Genomic DNA, 16895 nt, shown 5'->3' on the forward strand with positions numbered 1-16895 from the left:
GGCCACCCACGGACGCTGGCTCCGCAATAGCCCCTGTAATATCACGCCCCGGAAGAGCAGCTCTTCGAATACGGGCGCTAGGATGACAATAACTGCCGTTGCGAAAACCGGCATTTCGGTGGCTTTTTCAAACGTTTTGCCCATCCAATTAGGCAAGTGCAGCATCTGTTGTAGCGACAGTACTATGCCCAACGTCACTATCATCACGGGCAAAACGGCGTAGACCCAGGCTTGCTCATGTCCAGTGAATTGCACGGTGGCCCATCGGGTGCCGGCTTTCCAACGCAAAAATCCCAACAATGCCACATTGACGATGGGTGCCAGAGCGAGAAGGGACGCTGTTTTGGAAAGATGAAGCGCTTTGTTGAACAACAAATAAATGGGCATGCCTACCAACAAGGTCATCAACATATACCAACCCAATATGCCCCAGCTTTCCTTTATAGTAGGATATGGCAGGGCGGGCGGCGCGGCATTAGAAACAGGCAAATTGAACTCTACAACTTCCATAAATGATATGCAATCAGGCCGCTAAAGATACCAAAGTGGCGTTCGCGCCCTGTTACCGCTAATTACCCCGGCGCTCCGGAACGTCCATTTCCATGAGGTGGAGCCTCTTCCGGAACCCCGGAATGTCCTTCGCAGCCTGCGAAAGCTGGTCCGGTGCTCCGGAACGCCCATTTCCATCCGGCGGAGCCTGCTCCGGAGCACCGGAGAGGCGGTTCCTTTGCGTCAGAGCCTGTGCCGGAACCCCGGAGCGGCCAAAACCGCACAGAAAAGCCCGTTCCGGAGGGCCGGAGCGGGTTTTTGGCAAAGAAGTGGGTTGCCTTAGACTTTCGGGGCGGAGGGCACGGGCAGCTTGGCCTTTTTGCCGCCGCCCATTTCGGCGTTGCTGAAATCGAAGAACGGGGCCACTTTGCCGGGCTTTTCGGCAAATTCGACCAGCAGGGTGGCGTACACGCGGAACAGGGCCAGGCAGGTGGCTTCGCGGCCGTCGTGCAGGTCGATGCGCTGGGTGCCGGCGGCTTTGGCCATGCCATCGGCGCGCTGGAGGGCGGCCGTGAGGGTGGCGAGCACGGCGCGGCCCTCGGTGCGCACGGGCGAAGTGAAGACCGTGGGGCGGGCATCGAGGGCGTCGAGGAAGGCCGTGAAGGCGTCTTCAACCTGGGTTTGGTTGCTCTTGGTGAGGGCGCTGCGGCCGTTGGGAAACAGGGCCACCAGCTCGGGGCTGCCCACTTCGTAGGCGGGGATGATGACCTTGCGCTCCACCCGTTTCACGTAGGCTTTGAAATCGAGCAGGGCCTGGCCCAGGGTGATGGTGCCGGCCGCGCCCGCGCCGGAGAGCTGGCCGGTGTGGGTGGTGCGGTAGTCGGTGAGGGCCACGTCGAGGAAGTCGGCCACGGCCTTGTACTTGGCTTTGTCGGCCTGCAAGGCTTGCAGGGTGAAGGCGGCCATGTCGGCAAACTGGTCGCGGTTGAGGCGCAGGTTGGCGAAGAAATTCTCGAACCGGGCGGCGTATTTGGGCTGGGCCATGCGGGTAGCGGGGGCTTAGGTGAAGTGTGGGCAAAAGGTAGGGATTTTAAGCTGCACATTGACATGTAGCGCGGACTTTGCAGTCCGCGTCCCCGCGCCGTGCGGGCGCCGTGCGGCTTTCCGTCGGGCACGCGGACTACAAAGCCCGCGCTACAACCGGCTGGCGGCGCTGCCGTAGAACCCAGGCACCTTTTCCCTCCCCATCATGGCCCGTACCGTCGTCGGCTTATTCTCCAGCGCCTCCGAAGCGCAGTTTGCCGTTGAGCAGCTGCTGACGGCCGGCTTCACGCGCACCAACATCAACCTGGCCACGCAGGCCACCCTGCAGGCCGCCAACCTGCCCGCCGATACCACCCCGCCCACCGAAACATTTGGCGAAGGCCTGGCCCGGTTTTTCGCCGACATATTTGCCGGCGCGAACACCGACGACGCCCAGGCCCACCTCGCCGCCACCCACCCCGACAGCGCCGTGGTGACCGTGAACACCATCACCGAAGAAGAAGCCAACCGCGCCCGCACCACCCTGGACACCAACGGCGCCGTGGACGTGTACAAGCAAGGCGCGCCAGCGAGCTACGCCGCCCCCCGCCCCAGCCCCGCCGATGCTATTATTGACCTCGAAGGCAGCCTTTCCCGCGTCCGGGACGATGATGAGCTGGACGATAATGGCCTGACCACGCACTAAAGGGCGCGGGCGCGTTCCGGGCCGACCGGTCGTCGCCGCTATTGCTGCGCCAGGCGCAGCTTGCTGTGCTTGCGGCCGTAGCCGTAGTAAATGGCGAGGCCAATGGCCAGCCACACCAGCAGCCGCAGCCAGGTTTCCCAGGGCAGCGAGGCCATCATCACGAGGCACACGACAATGCCCAGGATGGGCACCACCGGCACCCACGGCGTGCGGAAAGGCCGGGGCGCGTCGGGGTTGGTGCGCCGCATGATGAGCACGCCGAGGCACACCATCACAAAAGCCAGCAGCGTGCCGATGCTCGTCATCTCGCCCACCACCGCAATGGGCACGAAGCCCGCGAACAGCGCAATGAACGTTCCCAGCAGCAGGCTGGACTGCATGGGCGTGTTGAATTTCGGGTGCAGCCGCGAGAACACCGGCGGCAGGAGCCCATCCTTCGACATCGAGAAAAACACCCGCGACTGCCCCAGCAAATCCACCAGAATCACGGACGTGTAGCCGATGAGAATGGCCAGAATCACGGCCGAGGACAGCCAGGCGTAGGGCGTTTTTTCGATGGCAATGGCGACAGGAGCGGCGCTGTTCCGAAACTCCGTGTAGTTGGCCAGGCCCGTGAGAACGTGCCCGAACAGCACAAACAACACGGTGCAAACGGCCAGCGAGCCGAGGATGCCAATGGGCATGTTACGCTGCGGGTTCTTGGTTTCCTGCGCCATGGTGGCCACGATATCGAAGCCGATGAAGACGAAGAATATCACGCCCGCCCCGCGCAGGATTCCGCTCAGGCCGAACTCGCCGAAGGTGCCCGTGTTGGCCGGGATGTAGGGGTGGTAGTTGGCCGGGTCGATGTACTTCCAGCCCAGCGCGATGAACACCAGCACCACGGCCACCTTCAGGGCCACCACCAGCGCGTTGAACCACGCCGAGCCCTTGGTGCCCCGCGTCACGATGGCCGTAATGGCCAGCACAATGAGCACGGCCGGCACGTTCACGAAGCCCGAAATAGTGCTGCCATCGGCCAGGGTAGCCTTTTCGAAGGGCGACATCACCAGCTGCGCCGGAATGTGCAGCCCGTATTTGCCGAGGAACTTGATGAGGTACTGCGACCAGCTGATGGCCACCGTGGCCGCCCCCACCGAGTATTCGAGCACCAAATCCCAGCCGATAATCCAGGCAAACAGCTCGCCCATCGTGGCGTAGGAATAGGTGTAGGCCGAGCCCGCCACCGGCACCATCGCCGCAAACTCAGCATAGCACAGCGCCGAAAAGGCGCAGCCCACGGCCGCCACGACGAAGGAAAGCGTCACGGCCGGCCCGGCGTTGTTGGCCGCCGCAATGCCCGTGAGCGAGAACAGGCCCGCCCCGATAATGACGCCGATGCCAATGGCAATGAGGCTGACGCCGTTCAGGCTGCGTTTGAGGGTATTTGCCCCCGTTTCGGCCGCTTCCGCTCGAAGCAGCGCCAATGATTTTTTCAACATACTTACACCAAAAACGCCGCACCCGCCAAATTCAGCAAAGCCGCAAACTCAAAACCGCCGAAACACCGCCCGGCGGCTTTGCTAACCGCGCCACGCCCGTCAGGTTCAGGCGGCGGCGTTTTTGCAGCTACCGGCGCAGGGCCAGCCGCACGCCGCCCATCAGCCAGCGGCCGGGCATCTGGGCCCCCAGCAGGTCGGAGTATCTGGCATCGAACAGGTTCTGGGCCTGGCCCACCAGCCACACGCGCTCGGGCAGCAGGGCCACGTCGAGGCGGGCATTTATTACCACGTAGCTGGGGGTCAGCTCCGCATCGTTGACGGTGGCGCTGGGGGTGGTGTGCTGGCCGGCCCGCTGCTTGTACACGCCGCCCAGGCCCAGGGTGAAGCGCCGGTGCGTGAGGCTGATATTGCCGCTCACGAGCTGCTTAGCCACGTTGCTGAGGTATTGCGACACCACGTCGCCGGCCACGTCGAGGTGGGTGTAGGTGTAGCCCACGCTGCCGTCGAGGCGCAGGTGAGAAGCCAGCTGGAGGCGGGTGGTGGCCTCAAATTCCAGCCCCTGGGTGGTTACGGCAAACAGGTTTTCGGCCAGTCGGTAAGTGGCTGCGGCATTCAGGTTGGTCAGGCCCGTGGCCTCGATAACCTGGCTGCCGGGCAGGCTCACGTAGTCAATCAGGTTGCGGCCGTAGCGGTTGAAGTAGGTGGCCCGCAGCGTGAGGGCCGGCAGGGGCTGGAAGTCGAGCCCGCCCTCGTAGCTCCAGGTGCGCTCGGCCTCCAGGCTGGGGTTGCCCACGTTGAAGCCGCTGGGCACCGTGCCGGGCCGGATGGACGAGTAGTACTGCTCGGTAAAATTGGCCGCCCGAATGGCCCGGCCCACGGCCCCGCGTACCGTCAGCTTGTCGCCCAGCTGCTGGCTGGCCGTGAGCTGGGGCACCACCTCGGTCCCATACGCCTGGTCGTGGTCGAGGCGCAGGGCCGCCGTCACGCTCAGGCCGGTAGTGGGCCGGACGCCCGCCACGGCAAACGCCCCCTGGTGCCACACCGAATGGATGCCCTGGTCGTTGCTGCGCACGGCACGGCGGTCGGCCTGCCCGCCCAGGGTCAGCTGCACCTTATCGGACAGCGTGAGCTGGTGCTGGCCCTGCACGTTGAGGTAGTGCATGAGGTGGCTGCTGGCCACCGAAGCGGGCGTGTAGAGGTAGTAGTCGGTGCTGGCCGAGTTCACGAGCTGCAGCTCGGTGCGGGCGCGGGCGTTCCAATCGTAGCGCAGCTGGCCCTGGTACCAGTCGCGGGAAGTGGTTTCGCGGGCGCGGTCGCCGGCAGCGGTGGTGTAGAAATTCTGGGCGTTGTAGTCGCGCCGGTCGAAGCTGGCGCGGGCAGCGGCGCTGAGCTTGTGGTTGAGTTGATAGGAGCCCGACAGCGAATAGGTATTCAGCTTGAAGTCGTTGCGCCCACCGCCGGGCAGGTTCAGGAGCTGGCCGCTGGCCGTGTTGTTGAGGAGCCCGCCCGCCAGGCGCAGGCCCTTGTCCTGGCCGTAGAAGCCGGCGTTGGTGCTTTTCAGGTCGTACTCGCCGGCCAGGAAGGTGCCGGCCAGCTCCACGCCATCGGGCCGGTGGGTGGCGGCGAAGGTCTTGGTCACGATGTTCACGAAACCACCCACGGCGTCGGGACCGTAGAGGGCCGCGCCGGGGCCACGCACGATTTCAATCTGCTCAATCTCGGCCGGCGTGATGGGCAGGTAGCCCGCAAAGTGGCCCGTGAGCGGGTCGTTCAGCCGCATGCCGTCCAGCAAAATCAGCACCTGGTTGAAGGTGGAGCCGCGCAATGTAATATCGGCCTGGGTGCCGAAGTTGCCCCGGCTCTGTACTTCCAGCGCGGGCAGCAGGCGCAGCAAATCATCGAGCGAGGCCACGGGATACTGGCCCAGCGTGCGGCCGGGCACCACGGTCACGTAGCGGCCGGTCTGGCCCGATACCTGGTTCAGGCGCGAGCCGTACACGGTGACTTCGCGCAGGCTGCGGGTGCTGTCGGCCGGGCTCTGGGCGAGGGCGTTAGCGGCAATAAAGGTGCAGAAAAGCGGCGTAGCGTAGCGGGTAAGTCGCATTAAGCAAATGGTTGGTGAGGGTACAAACTTACTGTAGCGCGGACTCTGTAGTCCGCGCCCCCGCGCCAGGAAAGCCACCCATAACGGCGCGGGAACGCGGATTGCAGAGTCCGCGCTACACCCGCAACTGCTACTTTCGTGCGACTAGCCGCAACGTCGGCACCCCGGCCGGGTCCTTCGCGCGAACTCCCACTTTTCACTCACCGCAGTTTTTCAATGAAGCACCTTTTTGCATTGGGCCTCCTGGGCCTGGTGGCCGCCACGCCGGCCCTCGCCCAGGCTCCCGCCGCCCCCACCGCGAAGCCGGAATCTCCGTATCGCGCCTCGGCTACCAAGATTAACGACCTGGTGCACACCAAGCTCGACGTGCGCCTTGACTACGCCAAGCGCTACCTCTACGGCAAGGAGTGGGTGACCCTCAAGCCCCACGCCTACCCCACCGATTCCCTGCGCCTCGACGCCAAGGGCATGGACATCAAAGCCGTGGCGATGATGAGCGGCAGCCAGCAAACCCCGTTGAAATACGCCTACGCCGACGGCATGAACCTGCGCATTGACCTGGGCAAAACGGTTAAGCCGGGCGAGGAATACACCATTTACATCGACTACGTGTCGAAGCCCGATGAGCTGAAAGTGAAAGGCAGCGCTGCCATCACCGACGCCAAAGGCCTGTACTTCATCAACCCTGACTCGGCCGTAGCCGGCAAACCCGTGCAGGTGTGGACGCAGGGCGAGACGGAAGGCTCGTCGGCCTGGTTTCCCACCATCGACCGGCCCAACCAGAAAACCACCGAGGAAATCTCGATGACCGTGCCCAGTAAGTACGTCACGCTCAGCAACGGCCGCCTGGTGAGCAGCACGCCCGCCGGCCCCGGCCTGCGCACCGACGTGTGGAAAATGGAGCTGCCCCACGCGCCCTACCTGTTCATGATGGCCGTGGGCGACTTCAAAATCTACAAGGACACCTGGCGCGGCAAGGAGGTCAACTACTACCTCGAACCCAAGTACGCGCCGTTCGCCAAGCAGATTTTTGGTAACACGCCCGACATGCTGGAGTTCTTCTCCAACCGCCTCGGCGTGGAGTACCCCTGGAATAAATACGCCCAGATTGTGTGCCGCGACTACGTGAGCGGCGCCATGGAAAACACCACCGCCACCCTGCACGGCGAACAAGTGCAGCTGACCGACCGCGAGCTGCTGGACCGCGAATACTCCGGCGAATCGGTGATTGCGCACGAGCTGTTCCACCAGTGGTTCGGCGACTACGTGACGGCCGAAAGCTGGGCCAACATCACCGTGAACGAGACGATGGCCGACTTCTCGGAAGGCCTCTACGCCGAGCACAAGTACGGCAAGGATGCCGCCGATGCCCACTACTACCGCTACCTGCGCCGCTACCTGAGCTCGCCGCGTGACGCCACCAAAAACCTGGTGCGCTTCCACTACGACCAGCAGGAAGAGGTGTTTGACCTGGTGAGCTACCAGAAGGGCGGGGCCATTATGGACATGCTGCGCACCTACCTGGGTGACGACGTTTTCTTCGCCGGCCTGCAAAAATATCTGAAGGATAACGCCTTCGGCAACGGCGAGGCCCACCAGATGCGGCTGGCCTTCGAGGCCGTGTCGGGCCAGGATTTGAACTGGTTCTACAACCAGTGGTACTACGGCGCGGGCCACCCCATCGTGACCATCGACTACGCCTGGGACGCGGCCAAAAAAGTGCAGTCCGTGACCGTGAAGCAGACGCAGACCGGCCAGACGTTCCAGTTGCCCTTCACCATTGATTACTACGTGGGCGGCAAGGTGCAGCACCAGGCCGTGACCATGACCGAGGCCACCCAGACCTTCACCATGCCCCTCGCGGCCAAGCCCGAGCTGGTGAACGTGGACGCCAACAAGAAAACGCTGTGGCTGAAAACCGACAACAAGCCCATGGGTGAGTTCGTGTACCAGTTCGGCCACGCGCCCTTGTTCGTGGACCGGCTGGAGGCCATCGTAGCCGCCGCCAAGGAGCAAACCACCAGCGCGGCCGCCCGGGGCGTGCTGCTGGCCGCCCTCAACGACAAGTTCTACGGCCTTCGCATCGGCGGCCTGGAGGCGTTGAAACTCGACGACAAAGCCGTGGCCAAAGCCGCCGCGCCCGCCCTGCGCAAGCTGGCCGCCACCGAAAAAGACCCCGCCGTGCTGACGCAGCTGCTGAAGGATTTGGCCGTGCTGAAGGACAAAAAAGACGAAAAGCTCTTCACTCAGCTGCTCAGCAGCCAGTCGTACAACGTGGAGGGCGCCGCTCTGCGCGCCCTGGCCGCCGTGCAGCCCGCCCAGGCCCTGGCCCGTGCCAAAGCGCTGGAAAACGACACTCACAGCGCCCTCACGCAAGCCGTGGTGATGACCTATGCCAAAGCCGGCGGCCCCGCCGAGTGGAGCTTCGTGCGGGATAAATTCGATGCCGCCCGCCCACAGGCCAAGTTCAACCTGGCCGCGCCAATGGCCGACCTGATGGGCCGCCTCGACGACCCGGCCGCGTTCGCCGAAGGCGTGACCCGCCTGCGCGACCTGGGCGTGAAATACAAGAGCTTCGGCGGCGACCAAATGGCCGTGGGCCTGCTGCAAACCGCCGCCAAAGCCCAGGCCAGCCGCGCCCACGCCCCCGAAACCCAGGCCGCCGTCGACAAAGCCACGCTGGAAATCAAAGACGCCAAGTAAGGAGCTTCGTCGTCTGCTCCGCTCGGACCGGAGCAAACGGGTCCAACCCGGCCGCAATTGCCGGGCAAACAGCAAAAAAGGCCTGCCGCAAGTTGCGGCAGGCCTTTTTTGTGGTCAGCAGAACCACGTTTCGGGGCTAGTGCTGGGTGGTATCCTGGTGGTTTTCGGCCACCTCGGCGGTGGCGGGCTCCGGGCTCTCGGGGCTGATGACGTCTTCGGGGTCCACCACTTCGGTGGCGTAGATGTGCTCCAACTCGGCCATTACGTCGTCGCCGTCGATTTGCAGGTCTTTCAGCACGCCGTCGGCAATGTCGTAGACGAGGCCATGCAGGCGGGGCGGGTTTTCGCCCCGCATGGCGTTCTGGATGATGTTGGTTTTGGCCAGGTTGCGCACCTGCTCAATCACGTTCAGCTCCACCAGCCGGCGCAGGCGCTGCTCCTCGTCCTTGATGCGCAAAAACTCGGTTTCGTGCAGCCGGATTACGTCGCGGATGTTCACCAGCCAGTTGTCAATCAGGCCGTACTGCTTGTTGCTGGCCGCCGCCGCCACGCCGCCGCAGCCGTAGTGGCCCACCACCAGGATGTCCTTCACGCCCAGCACTTCCACGGCGTATTGCAGCACGCTCAGCAGGTTCATATCGGAGTGCACCACCAGGTTGGCGATGTTGCGGTGCACGAACATTTCGCCCGGCCCCGTGCCCGTAATGCCCGACGCCGGCACCCGCGAATCGGAACAGCCGATGAACAGGTATTTCGGGCTCTGGCCATTGGCCAGCTTGTGGAAAAATTCGGGGTCTTCGGCATTGCGCTCCGATACCCAGTGCTTGTTATTTTCGAGAATGTTGCTGATTCCAGCCATGATTGAAATTAAACTTATGATAACGGCCCACCACTGTGCCCGATGCAGGAACAGTAGTTATACGCAGGCGGCTTGGCACAAGCCGAGGCAGGCCAACCGGCGCTGCCAAACGCCGCCCAAGGTAGGACAGAATTCGCCTTTAATGAATTCGGGATAAGCTGAACCAGCCGCTGCCTAGGTGCTGCGCCGGCGATATCCCAGCTCGCCGGGCCCGGCCAGGCGAGTGGCGGCGCTCAGGCCCCGCACGCCCCGCGAGTGCGTAAGCAGCGGCGCCGCGGCATGCGTTTCGTAGATGCTGGCCCAGCCAGCGAGGGCCCCGGCGTCCGCGTTCAGGTTCTTGACCAGGCCGGTGGTGGCGTCGTACACCAGGCCGTGCAGGCGCAGGGTTTGCCCTTCCCGCAGCGCATTCTGGATGATGGTGGTTTTGGCCAGGTTGCGCACCTGCTCGATGACATTGAGCTCGACCAGCCGGTGCAGGCGCGGCTCCTCGTCCCTGATGCGCAGCAACTCCTTTTCGTGCAGCCGCACCACGTCGCGGATGTGCGTCAGCCAGCTGTCGAGCAGGCCACGCTGCTGGTGCGAAACTGCCGCGGCCACGCCGCCGCAGCCATAGTGCCCGCACACGATAATGTCTTCAACACCAAACTCCTGCACCGCATATTGCAGCACCGATAGCAGGCTCATGTCGGAATGCACCACCAGGTTGGCCACGTTGCGGTGCGTCATCACTTCGCCGGGCGCCGTGCCCAGCAGCTGGCTGGCTGGCACGCCCAAGTCGGAGCAGCCGATTAGGAAGTATTTGGGCGGCGGGCAGGCCGCTTGGCGGGTGAAGTATTGCGGGTCCCGCCGCGTTTTGCGGGCCGACCAACGGCGGTTATTTTCAAGCAGCTGGTTGATTGCGGTCATAACAATAGCGGAAATGGGAGGAAGAAAAACTGAACGTCATGCCGAGCGTAGCACAGCATCTTGCGTGAGTCGTTGAAAAAGAGGGTTACTACCCTGAGCGAGATGCTTCGTGGCGTTCGGCATGAGCACCTGTTTGGATAACCTTCTAGTGCCCGCCCACGGCCACCTGGCGGATGCCGCGCAGCTCCAGCTCAATGCCCCGCGCCGGGGCCGCCTGCCGGAAAGCCTCGATGGCTTCGAGCACGTCGTGGTCGATGACGTCGGAGCGGGTGCCGTCGAGGATGACGCGGCTGCCGGCGGGCAGCTGCTCCAGGGTGGTGACGATGCTGGCTTTGTTGAGGAACGAGACGTGCTCGGGCAGGCGCAGGTGCTGCTGGTCGGGCTCGTCGCCCTCTTCATCGCTGCTGGCTTCGCGCCGCAGGTAGGAACCGGCTTTGGCGTTATCCCGCAGAATAAAGAAGAAGCCCAGCACCAGGCCAATGCTCACGCCCTTCAGCAAATCGGTGAAGAGCACGGCCACGATGGTGATGATGAACGGCACAAACTGCTCGCGGCCCAGGCCCCACTGCTTGCGGTACAGCGCCGGCATCGTGAGCTTGTAGCCCACCAGCAGCAGCACCGCCGCCAGCGCCGAAAGCGGAATCAGGTTGAGTATCGAACCCAGGAATAACAGGCTCACCAGCAGCAGTAAGCCGTGAATGAAGGCCGACATGCGGCTTTGCCCACCGGCCGCGATGTTGGCCGAGGAACGCACGATAACGGCCGTGAGCGGCAGGCCGCCGAGCAGGCCGCTCACTAAGTTGCCCGCACCCTGGGCCAGCAGCTCACGGTTGGTGGGCGTGTGGCGCTTTTGGGGGTCGAGATTGTCCACGGCCTCCACGCTGAGCAGCGTTTCGAGCGAGGCCACGATGGCAATGGTGAAGGCCACGCCGTAGGTGGCCGGGTTGCGCAGGGCATTGAAATCGGGGAACGTCATCTCGCCCGCCAGCTGGCCCAGCGACGACAGCACCGGCAGCTTCACGAGGTGCTCGGGGCGCACCTGCCATGCGGGCGCTACGGCTTTCAGTAGCTGGTTGACGGCCACGGCGGCCAGCACCGCTACCAACGCGCCCGGCACCAGCCGCGCCCACGACTGCCGCCGCACCGGTGCACTGTTCCACAGCAGCAGCAGCGCCAGCGACACCACGCCCACCAGCACCGAGCCCGGACTGAGGCCCCGCGCTGCCGCCCCAATAGCCGAGAAGGTGTTCAGCCCATCGAACTGCAGAAATTTCATGTCTTCAAAATAGTCGGCATCGGCCCCAAAAAAATGCGGTATTTGCTTCATAATCAAAATAATGCCAATAGCCGCCAGCATGCCGCGAATAACTGCCGCCGGAAAGTACAGCGCGATGATGCCCGCCCGCGCCACACCCAGCACTAGTTGAATGACGCCCGCTACTACCGTAGCTGCCAGCACCGCCGGCCAGGAGCCCAGCGAAGCAATCGCCGATAGCATCACCACCGTGAGGCCCGCCGCCGGGCCGCTCACGCTCACCGCCGAGCCGCTCAGCCAGCTCACCAGCACGCCCCCCACTATGCCCGAAACCACGCCTGCCAGCAGCGGCGCCCCCGAAGCCAGCGAGATACCCAAACACAGCGGCAGCGCCACCAGAAACACGACGAGTCCAGCCGGTGCATCCTGCCCAATGGTGCTGAAAAGAGAAGCTTTGGGTGGCTGCGGCTGCCCTGCGCGGCCCACACCGGCAATGGGTGTCCCGGTGCGGGCCGGTGATGAAATAATTTGCGTCATAGCCAGAGAAAGTAACCAGAAGCCCAGCGCGGCATATTGCCCTGCCAGGGAGTTCGGATACAAGGTTACGGGTACGCTATTAAGACCGAATTAAAGCCGGATTAAAAGGAAATTAAAACCGAAACAAGGGCTTTATCATCCTCTATTAGCGGAGGCTTCTCCTTCCGCATCTGGCTTCCGGGAGCAACTGCATTACCCTCCTCCTGAAGGCTTTTGCGGGAGGCCGAAGGATTGAGCGGGGTGCTAGCCCTGGCTGTCAGCTGGCCTGGAGGCTCAGGGCTGGAGCGTGCTAATGACAAGCTAACCCGAATTAAACCCGTAGGCAAGTCGGCAATAGAGTAAATAATTTTCTTATTAGTCAATCAATTATAATTTTCTTGATTTAAAAATATTAAAAACTATAATTATTAATATAATAATGAATATTTTTATATGTTTCTAGCATTTTGTTAACAGTCCGTCGCCGCTCACCACCTGAGGCCAGCGTGCCGGCCGAGGCTTGTCCTTCCGCGCGTTGCCTGTTTCGATGAGGCAATGATTCTACCGCTTCGCTGCCGTGCCAGCCGCAACCAAGCCGCAGCCATATAATTTCCTTTTCGGGTCCGCTTTTCACGCTTCGCAGCGGAGCGAATCCCCGTGTTCCCACCTTGGGGAGGGCCATGGGGACGCGGCTGGAATATGATGGGAAAGAGTTGCGCTCGCAGCATCATTACGGGAACCAGAGAGGCTCCTGCTCATTCCAATCACCAAAAAAACAAGCCATGAAATCAACCCTATTGTTACGAAACAGCACGTTCGCGCTCGGATTGCTGCTGGCCGGCTGCACCAAAGACCTACCGAACGATACCATTCCGCAACCCGCCGCTGGCAACCAGGATGACACCAACTCCCGCCAGGGCAGGGTCACGGTGTTTGCCCGGGGCCTGAACAATCCCCGGGGGTTGAAATTTGGGCCCAACGGCTATCTGTACGTGGCCGAAGGTGGCGTTGGCGGCACGCATCTTTCCACGCTCGATGGCTGCCAGCAAGTGCCCATTCCCGTGGGCCCCTACAAAGGCAGCCCGACGGGCGGGCGCATCTCCAAAATCAACCCGGCGGGAGTGCGTACCACGGTAACCGACCAACTCCCTTCCAGCCAGGCAAATGAGATAATTGGCGGCGACGTGGAAGGCGTGGGCGATGTGGCCTTTGTTGGCAATACCTTGTATGCGGTGCTGGCTGGTGCGGGCTGCTCGCACGGCGTGCCCTCCATGCCCAATGCCCTGGTGCGCGTCGGCAACGGCGGCCACGTGACAATGGTGGCCAATATCAGCGCCTACCTGCAGGCCCACCCGGTGGCCCACCCCGAAGTAGATGATTTTGAGCCGGACGGCACGCCGTACAGCCTCATCAATCGGCAGGGCATCCTGTATGTGGTCGAGCCCAACCACGGCGAATTGATGAAAATCACCACCAGCGGCACCATTACCCGGGTGGCCGATATATCGGCCAGCCAGGGCCATATCGTTCCCACGGCGCTGGTGGCAGGCAATGGCGGAAGTTTCATTGTCGGCAATCTGAATCCGTTCCCAATTGTTGTCGGTAGTTCCAGCCTCTACAAAATTAACCGCAACGGACGCGTCAGCATTTTGCATACGGGTTTCACCACCATTCTCGGGCTTGCGTACGACAGCTCGGACCGGCTGTATGTACTCGAAAACACAGTTGGCGCCCCCGGTCCAACCCCAGGCCTGGGCCGGGTAGTGCGGGTAGAGCCTTCGGGCCGGCAGGAAGTTGTGGCAACGGGCCTCAACCTCCCCACAGCCATGACGATGGGCCCGGATGGCAACCTCTACGTGTCGAACAACGGCTTTGGGCCAACCTCCATTGGTGGCGGAGAAATAGTCAAAATCCGCTTGAGCCACGACCATGACGGCCACGACCATGACCACGACCATGATGACCATGGCCATGATGGTGATGAGAACGATTGATTTGCGCTTGGGGCAACTCAACGTTATTTGGATAGCGTCAATTCTCTAGAGCGGCACAGTCCGGTTTCCGGCATTTTTTTTCCGGCCGTTGGCCGCCGGACTATGCCTTCACCGGCCATTCCAGCCATACCTGGGTACCACGGCCCAGCTCGCTTTCCACCCGCACCGTGCCGCCGTGCAGAGCCATAATCCGGGCCGCAAGGGGCAGGCCGATGCCGTGGCCCGGTACCGCCCGCGCTGTAGTAGCCCGAAAAAACGGCACGAATACCTGCTGCAAATCGGCGGCCGACAAGCCAGGGCCTTCATCAGTTACCAGCAAGCGCAAGTGCCGGCGGCTCCGCGTGAGCGTGGCTGCGACGGTGCCGCCCGCGCTCGCCGAAAACTTGCAGGCATTGTCCAGAATGTTGAGCATGGCCGAGAGCAGCAGGGCCTCATTGCCGCGCATGGTGAAGGAGCCGGCATCGTCGTTTTCCCCAAAGTTCAGGTCGACGCGGCAGGTGGGGTGGCGGCGCAACAGCTGCTCGTGGGCCTGCAGTAGCAGCTCATCGAGCCGCACGTCAGCCATGGGCACCTGCGAAGGGTCGTCGGAAGCGCGGGCAATTTGCAGCAGGCCGTTGGTCAGCTCATTGAGCTGGCGCGACGAGTCGAGGGTGCTTTGCAGCACGCGGCGGTACTCGGCGGGCGGCCGCTCGGCTTGCAGCAGGGCCACTTCCAACTCGCCGATGAGGGCCGTGAGCGGCGTGCGCAGTTCGTGCGAGGCATCGCGCACGAAGGTGCGCTGCCCGGCAAATGCGGCCTCCAGTCTATCCAGCAGGCGGTTGAAGCGCTGGGCCAGGCGGCCAATTTCGTCGGTCGAGCCATCGGCCAGGGTCAGGCGCTGGCTCAGGTCGGTGGCGGTGATGCCGTCGACTTCCTGCACCATACGTCGCAAGGGGCGCAGGGCCTGGCCGGCAAAAATCCAGCTGCCGGCACCCATCACGGCCAGGGCGGCCAGCAGGCCGATTGCCAGCAGCTGCCGCAGCTGCCCAAGCTGCTGGCGGCTGTCCTCATCCACCGACGAGGCCACCACCACCAGCGGCCCCAGCCGGGCATCGTGGTAGAGCAGGCCCACGGTTTCGTGGTAATTGGTTTCGGGTTCGAGCACGTCGCGGCCGGTGCGGCGCACATCGGCCAGCCAGGCGGTGGGCACCGGCTTGGCCGCCCCCTGCCCTTCTCTGAATACCAGCCGGTTGGCCGCGTCATACACCCGGCCTTCCTCGTCGGGCAGGGTGCGGTAAAGCTGGCGCAGGTAGCGCCGGTAGGCCGCCTCTTCGCCGGCATCGCTGTGGTCTTCCTGGCCGGCCACGTAGGCGTGCCCCACCACCAGCGTCCGCTTAAACAAGGTCTGGGTGAACAACATGCGCCGCGACTGCTGCGTGGCGAAGTAAATAGCCAGCGCAAACAGCAGCAGCGTCACGGCCAGAATCGACCCGAATTGCAGCGCAAGGCGAAGGCGAATGGACATTTATTGATGTGCTGATTTTATAATGTGCTGATGGGTTGATGTGCTCATGTGTTAATTCAACAATAATCTATGTAGTAGGCTTGTACCGGACTATTTGCGCGCCCATTTATCAACACATCAACAATCAGCACATGAGCACATCAACCCATCAGCACATTATAAAATCAGCACGTCAATCCAACTTCATTACATAGCCCATGCCCACCAGCGTGTGAATCAGCTTGGGCTCAAATCCTTTATCAACTTTTTTGCGCAAGAAGTTGATGTACACGTCAATCACGTTCGAGCCCGTGTCAAAGCTCATGTCCCAGACGTGTTCCAGCAAATCGGCGCGCGATACCACCCGGCCCTGGTTGCGCAGCAGGTATTCGAGGAGCGCAAACTCGCGGGCGGTGAGCTGAATGACCTGGCCGGCGCGCTCCACGCGCTTGGCGCCGGGGTCGAGGGTGAGGTCGGCCAGGTGCAGCACCGCTTTGGGGGCCGGGGCTTCGGTACGGCGGCGCACCAGGGCGCGCAGCCGGGCCAGCAGCTCTTCAAAAGCGAAGGGCTTGACGAGGTAATCGTCGGCCCCGGCGTCGAGGCCGCGGATTTTATCGTCGGTTTCGCCCAGCGCGGTGAGCATGAGGATGGGCACGCCGGGGTCGTGGGCGCGCACCTGCCGGCACACTTCGAGGCCGCTCAGGCCGGGCAGCATCTGGTCGAGAATCAGGCAGTCGTAGCGCGTGGACTGGGCGCGGAGCAGGCCCAGCAGGCCATCGGCGGCAAGGTCGACGGTGTAGTCCTGCTCAGTCAGGCCCTGGTGCAGGAAGGCCGCAACCGTGGGCTCGTCTTCAACTAAAAGGATTTTCATGGGGCCGGAAGGTAGCGCCATTTGCACAAAACATCCGCTGGTACGTCCCGGCGCACGGCTCCTTTGCAGCGCCATCCCGGCTTGGTTCACCCCCGTGCTCAACTTGTTGCATTTCTGATGATATAACGGGATTGCCTACTCCTGGACTTCAATTTCAATCCCATTGAAAAAAACAGAAATAGCTCGCTAATGCTCCATACTGCCTGATTTTTAGCGTAGCCGCTTGTGTAGGTTGCGCTTACCTTCAACGCTTGGCAATTGAATTACAGTGGCCCGCAAAACATGGATTAAAATGCGCCCGTAGACCTGGATTAGGACGTGTAAACAATTAAAGCCACATCAGGATGGCTCCGAGGGTGACCATTGCCAGAAAGGTGCTGGCGTTCTTTTCGTAGCGTGAAGCGAGGCCCCGAAACCGCTTGAGGCGGTTGAAGCAGCGTTCGATTTGGTTACGATTTTTGTAGACTTCTTCGTTGTGCTCAATCACTTGCGTCCGATTTTTTTT

Annotated in this window: 14 protein-coding genes; 3 read left to right on the forward strand and 11 right to left on the reverse strand. The window is 62.4% G+C overall.

Going from position 1 to position 16895, the window contains the following annotated elements; genetic code table 11:
• Together J4G38_RS06705 and J4G38_RS06710 are read right to left on the reverse strand one after the other, a co-directional pair.
• Positions 1-510, reverse strand: a 510-nt coding sequence (locus J4G38_RS06705) for a CPBP family glutamic-type intramembrane protease (protein WP_226163229.1), incomplete at its 3' end; no start/stop codon positions are given.
• A gap of 318 nt (positions 511-828) precedes the next feature.
• Complete coding sequence (locus tag J4G38_RS06710) at positions 829-1533, reverse strand: hypothetical protein (RefSeq protein WP_210515795.1); 705 nt, start codon at positions 1531-1533, stop codon at positions 829-831.
• Between the two features lie 205 nt (positions 1534-1738).
• Here J4G38_RS06710 and J4G38_RS06715 point away from each other — a divergent pair, with 205 nt between their 5' ends.
• A complete protein-coding gene (locus tag J4G38_RS06715; RefSeq protein WP_210515793.1) occupies positions 1739-2218 on the forward strand; it encodes a hypothetical protein in 480 nt (159 codons plus the stop codon).
• Between the two features lie 38 nt (positions 2219-2256).
• Here J4G38_RS06715 and J4G38_RS06720 read toward each other — a convergent pair whose 3' ends face one another.
• Both J4G38_RS06720 and J4G38_RS06725 read right to left on the reverse strand, forming a co-directional pair.
• A complete protein-coding gene (locus tag J4G38_RS06720; RefSeq protein ID WP_210515791.1) occupies positions 2257-3699 on the reverse strand; it encodes an amino acid permease in 1443 nt (480 codons plus the stop codon).
• A 127-nt stretch (positions 3700-3826) separates the two neighbouring features.
• Positions 3827-5803 (reverse strand): TonB-dependent receptor plug domain-containing protein, encoded by a 1977-nt coding sequence (locus tag J4G38_RS06725; RefSeq protein ID WP_210515789.1) that lies wholly within the window; start codon positions 5801-5803, stop codon positions 3827-3829.
• 216 nt (positions 5804-6019) lie between these two features.
• Between J4G38_RS06725 and J4G38_RS06730 the strand changes: the two genes are divergently transcribed.
• A complete protein-coding gene (locus tag J4G38_RS06730; RefSeq protein ID WP_210515787.1) occupies positions 6020-8506 on the forward strand; it encodes a M1 family aminopeptidase in 2487 nt (828 codons plus the stop codon).
• Positions 8507-8642: 136 nt separating this feature from the next.
• On the opposite strand, the gene J4G38_RS06735 is transcribed toward J4G38_RS06730, so the two are convergent.
• The 4 genes from J4G38_RS06735 to J4G38_RS06750 all read right to left on the reverse strand — a co-directional run bounded on the left by J4G38_RS06735 (position 8643) and on the right by J4G38_RS06750 (position 12724).
• The gene (locus J4G38_RS06735; protein ID WP_226163230.1) at positions 8643-9365 is read right to left on the reverse strand and encodes a carbonic anhydrase; all 723 of its coding nucleotides are present in this window, start codon (positions 9363-9365) and stop codon (positions 8643-8645) included.
• 174 nt (positions 9366-9539) lie between these two features.
• Complete coding sequence (locus tag J4G38_RS06740) at positions 9540-10271, reverse strand: carbonic anhydrase (RefSeq protein ID WP_226163231.1); 732 nt, start codon at positions 10269-10271, stop codon at positions 9540-9542.
• A gap of 145 nt (positions 10272-10416) precedes the next feature.
• Positions 10417-12063, reverse strand: coding sequence for a SulP family inorganic anion transporter (locus J4G38_RS06745; protein ID WP_210515785.1), 1647 nt, complete (start codon positions 12061-12063; stop codon positions 10417-10419).
• Positions 12064-12454: 391 nt separating this feature from the next.
• Positions 12455-12724 (reverse strand): hypothetical protein, encoded by a 270-nt coding sequence (locus J4G38_RS06750; RefSeq protein ID WP_210515783.1) that lies wholly within the window; start codon positions 12722-12724, stop codon positions 12455-12457.
• Positions 12725-12824: 100 nt separating this feature from the next.
• Between J4G38_RS06750 and J4G38_RS06755 the strand changes: the two genes are divergently transcribed.
• Complete coding sequence (locus tag J4G38_RS06755; protein WP_210515781.1) at positions 12825-14036, forward strand: ScyD/ScyE family protein; 1212 nt, start codon at positions 12825-12827, stop codon at positions 14034-14036.
• Between the two features lie 100 nt (positions 14037-14136).
• Here J4G38_RS06755 and J4G38_RS06760 read toward each other — a convergent pair whose 3' ends face one another.
• The 3 genes from J4G38_RS06760 to J4G38_RS29135 form a co-directional block, all read right to left on the reverse strand.
• The gene (locus J4G38_RS06760) at positions 14137-15540 is read right to left on the reverse strand and encodes a HAMP domain-containing sensor histidine kinase (protein ID WP_210515779.1); all 1404 of its coding nucleotides are present in this window, start codon (positions 15538-15540) and stop codon (positions 14137-14139) included.
• 172 nt (positions 15541-15712) lie between these two features.
• Positions 15713-16390: a response regulator transcription factor gene (locus tag J4G38_RS06765; protein ID WP_210515777.1), complete on the reverse strand. Its 678-nt coding sequence runs from the start codon at positions 16388-16390 to the stop codon at positions 15713-15715.
• Between the two features lie 328 nt (positions 16391-16718).
• Positions 16719-16877, reverse strand: a complete 159-nt coding sequence (locus J4G38_RS29135) for a transposase (protein WP_226163232.1) — start codon at positions 16875-16877, stop codon at positions 16719-16721.
• Between the last annotated feature and the right edge of the window lie 18 nt (positions 16878-16895).

Source organism: Hymenobacter terricola (assembly GCF_017921975.2).
Classification (GTDB): Bacteria; Bacteroidota; Bacteroidia; order Cytophagales; family Hymenobacteraceae; genus Hymenobacter; species Hymenobacter terricola.

Bases quoted from the DNA above. Each gene is read 5' to 3' on its own strand.
- J4G38_RS06710 (WP_210515795.1), bottom strand. From the start codon at position 1,533: ATGGCCCAGCCCAAATACGCCGCCCGGTTCGAGAATTTCTTCGCCAAC.
- J4G38_RS06715 (WP_210515793.1), top strand. From the start codon at position 1,739: ATGGCCCGTACCGTCGTCGGCTTATTCTCCAGCGCCTCCGAAGCGCAG.
- J4G38_RS06720 (WP_210515791.1), bottom strand. From the start codon at position 3,699: ATGTTGAAAAAATCATTGGCGCTGCTTCGAGCGGAAGCGGCCGAAACG.
- J4G38_RS06725 (WP_210515789.1), bottom strand. From the start codon at position 5,803: ATGCGACTTACCCGCTACGCTACGCCGCTTTTCTGCACCTTTATTGCC.
- J4G38_RS06730 (WP_210515787.1), top strand. From the start codon at position 6,020: ATGAAGCACCTTTTTGCATTGGGCCTCCTGGGCCTGGTGGCCGCCACG.
- J4G38_RS06735 (WP_226163230.1), bottom strand. From the start codon at position 9,365: ATGGCTGGAATCAGCAACATTCTCGAAAATAACAAGCACTGGGTATCG.
- J4G38_RS06740 (WP_226163231.1), bottom strand. From the start codon at position 10,271: ATGACCGCAATCAACCAGCTGCTTGAAAATAACCGCCGTTGGTCGGCC.
- J4G38_RS06745 (WP_210515785.1), bottom strand. From the start codon at position 12,063: ATGACGCAAATTATTTCATCACCGGCCCGCACCGGGACACCCATTGCC.
- J4G38_RS06750 (WP_210515783.1), bottom strand. From the start codon at position 12,724: ATGGCCCTCCCCAAGGTGGGAACACGGGGATTCGCTCCGCTGCGAAGC.
- J4G38_RS06755 (WP_210515781.1), top strand. From the start codon at position 12,825: ATGAAATCAACCCTATTGTTACGAAACAGCACGTTCGCGCTCGGATTG.
- J4G38_RS06760 (WP_210515779.1), bottom strand. From the start codon at position 15,540: ATGTCCATTCGCCTTCGCCTTGCGCTGCAATTCGGGTCGATTCTGGCC.
- J4G38_RS06765 (WP_210515777.1), bottom strand. From the start codon at position 16,390: ATGAAAATCCTTTTAGTTGAAGACGAGCCCACGGTTGCGGCCTTCCTG.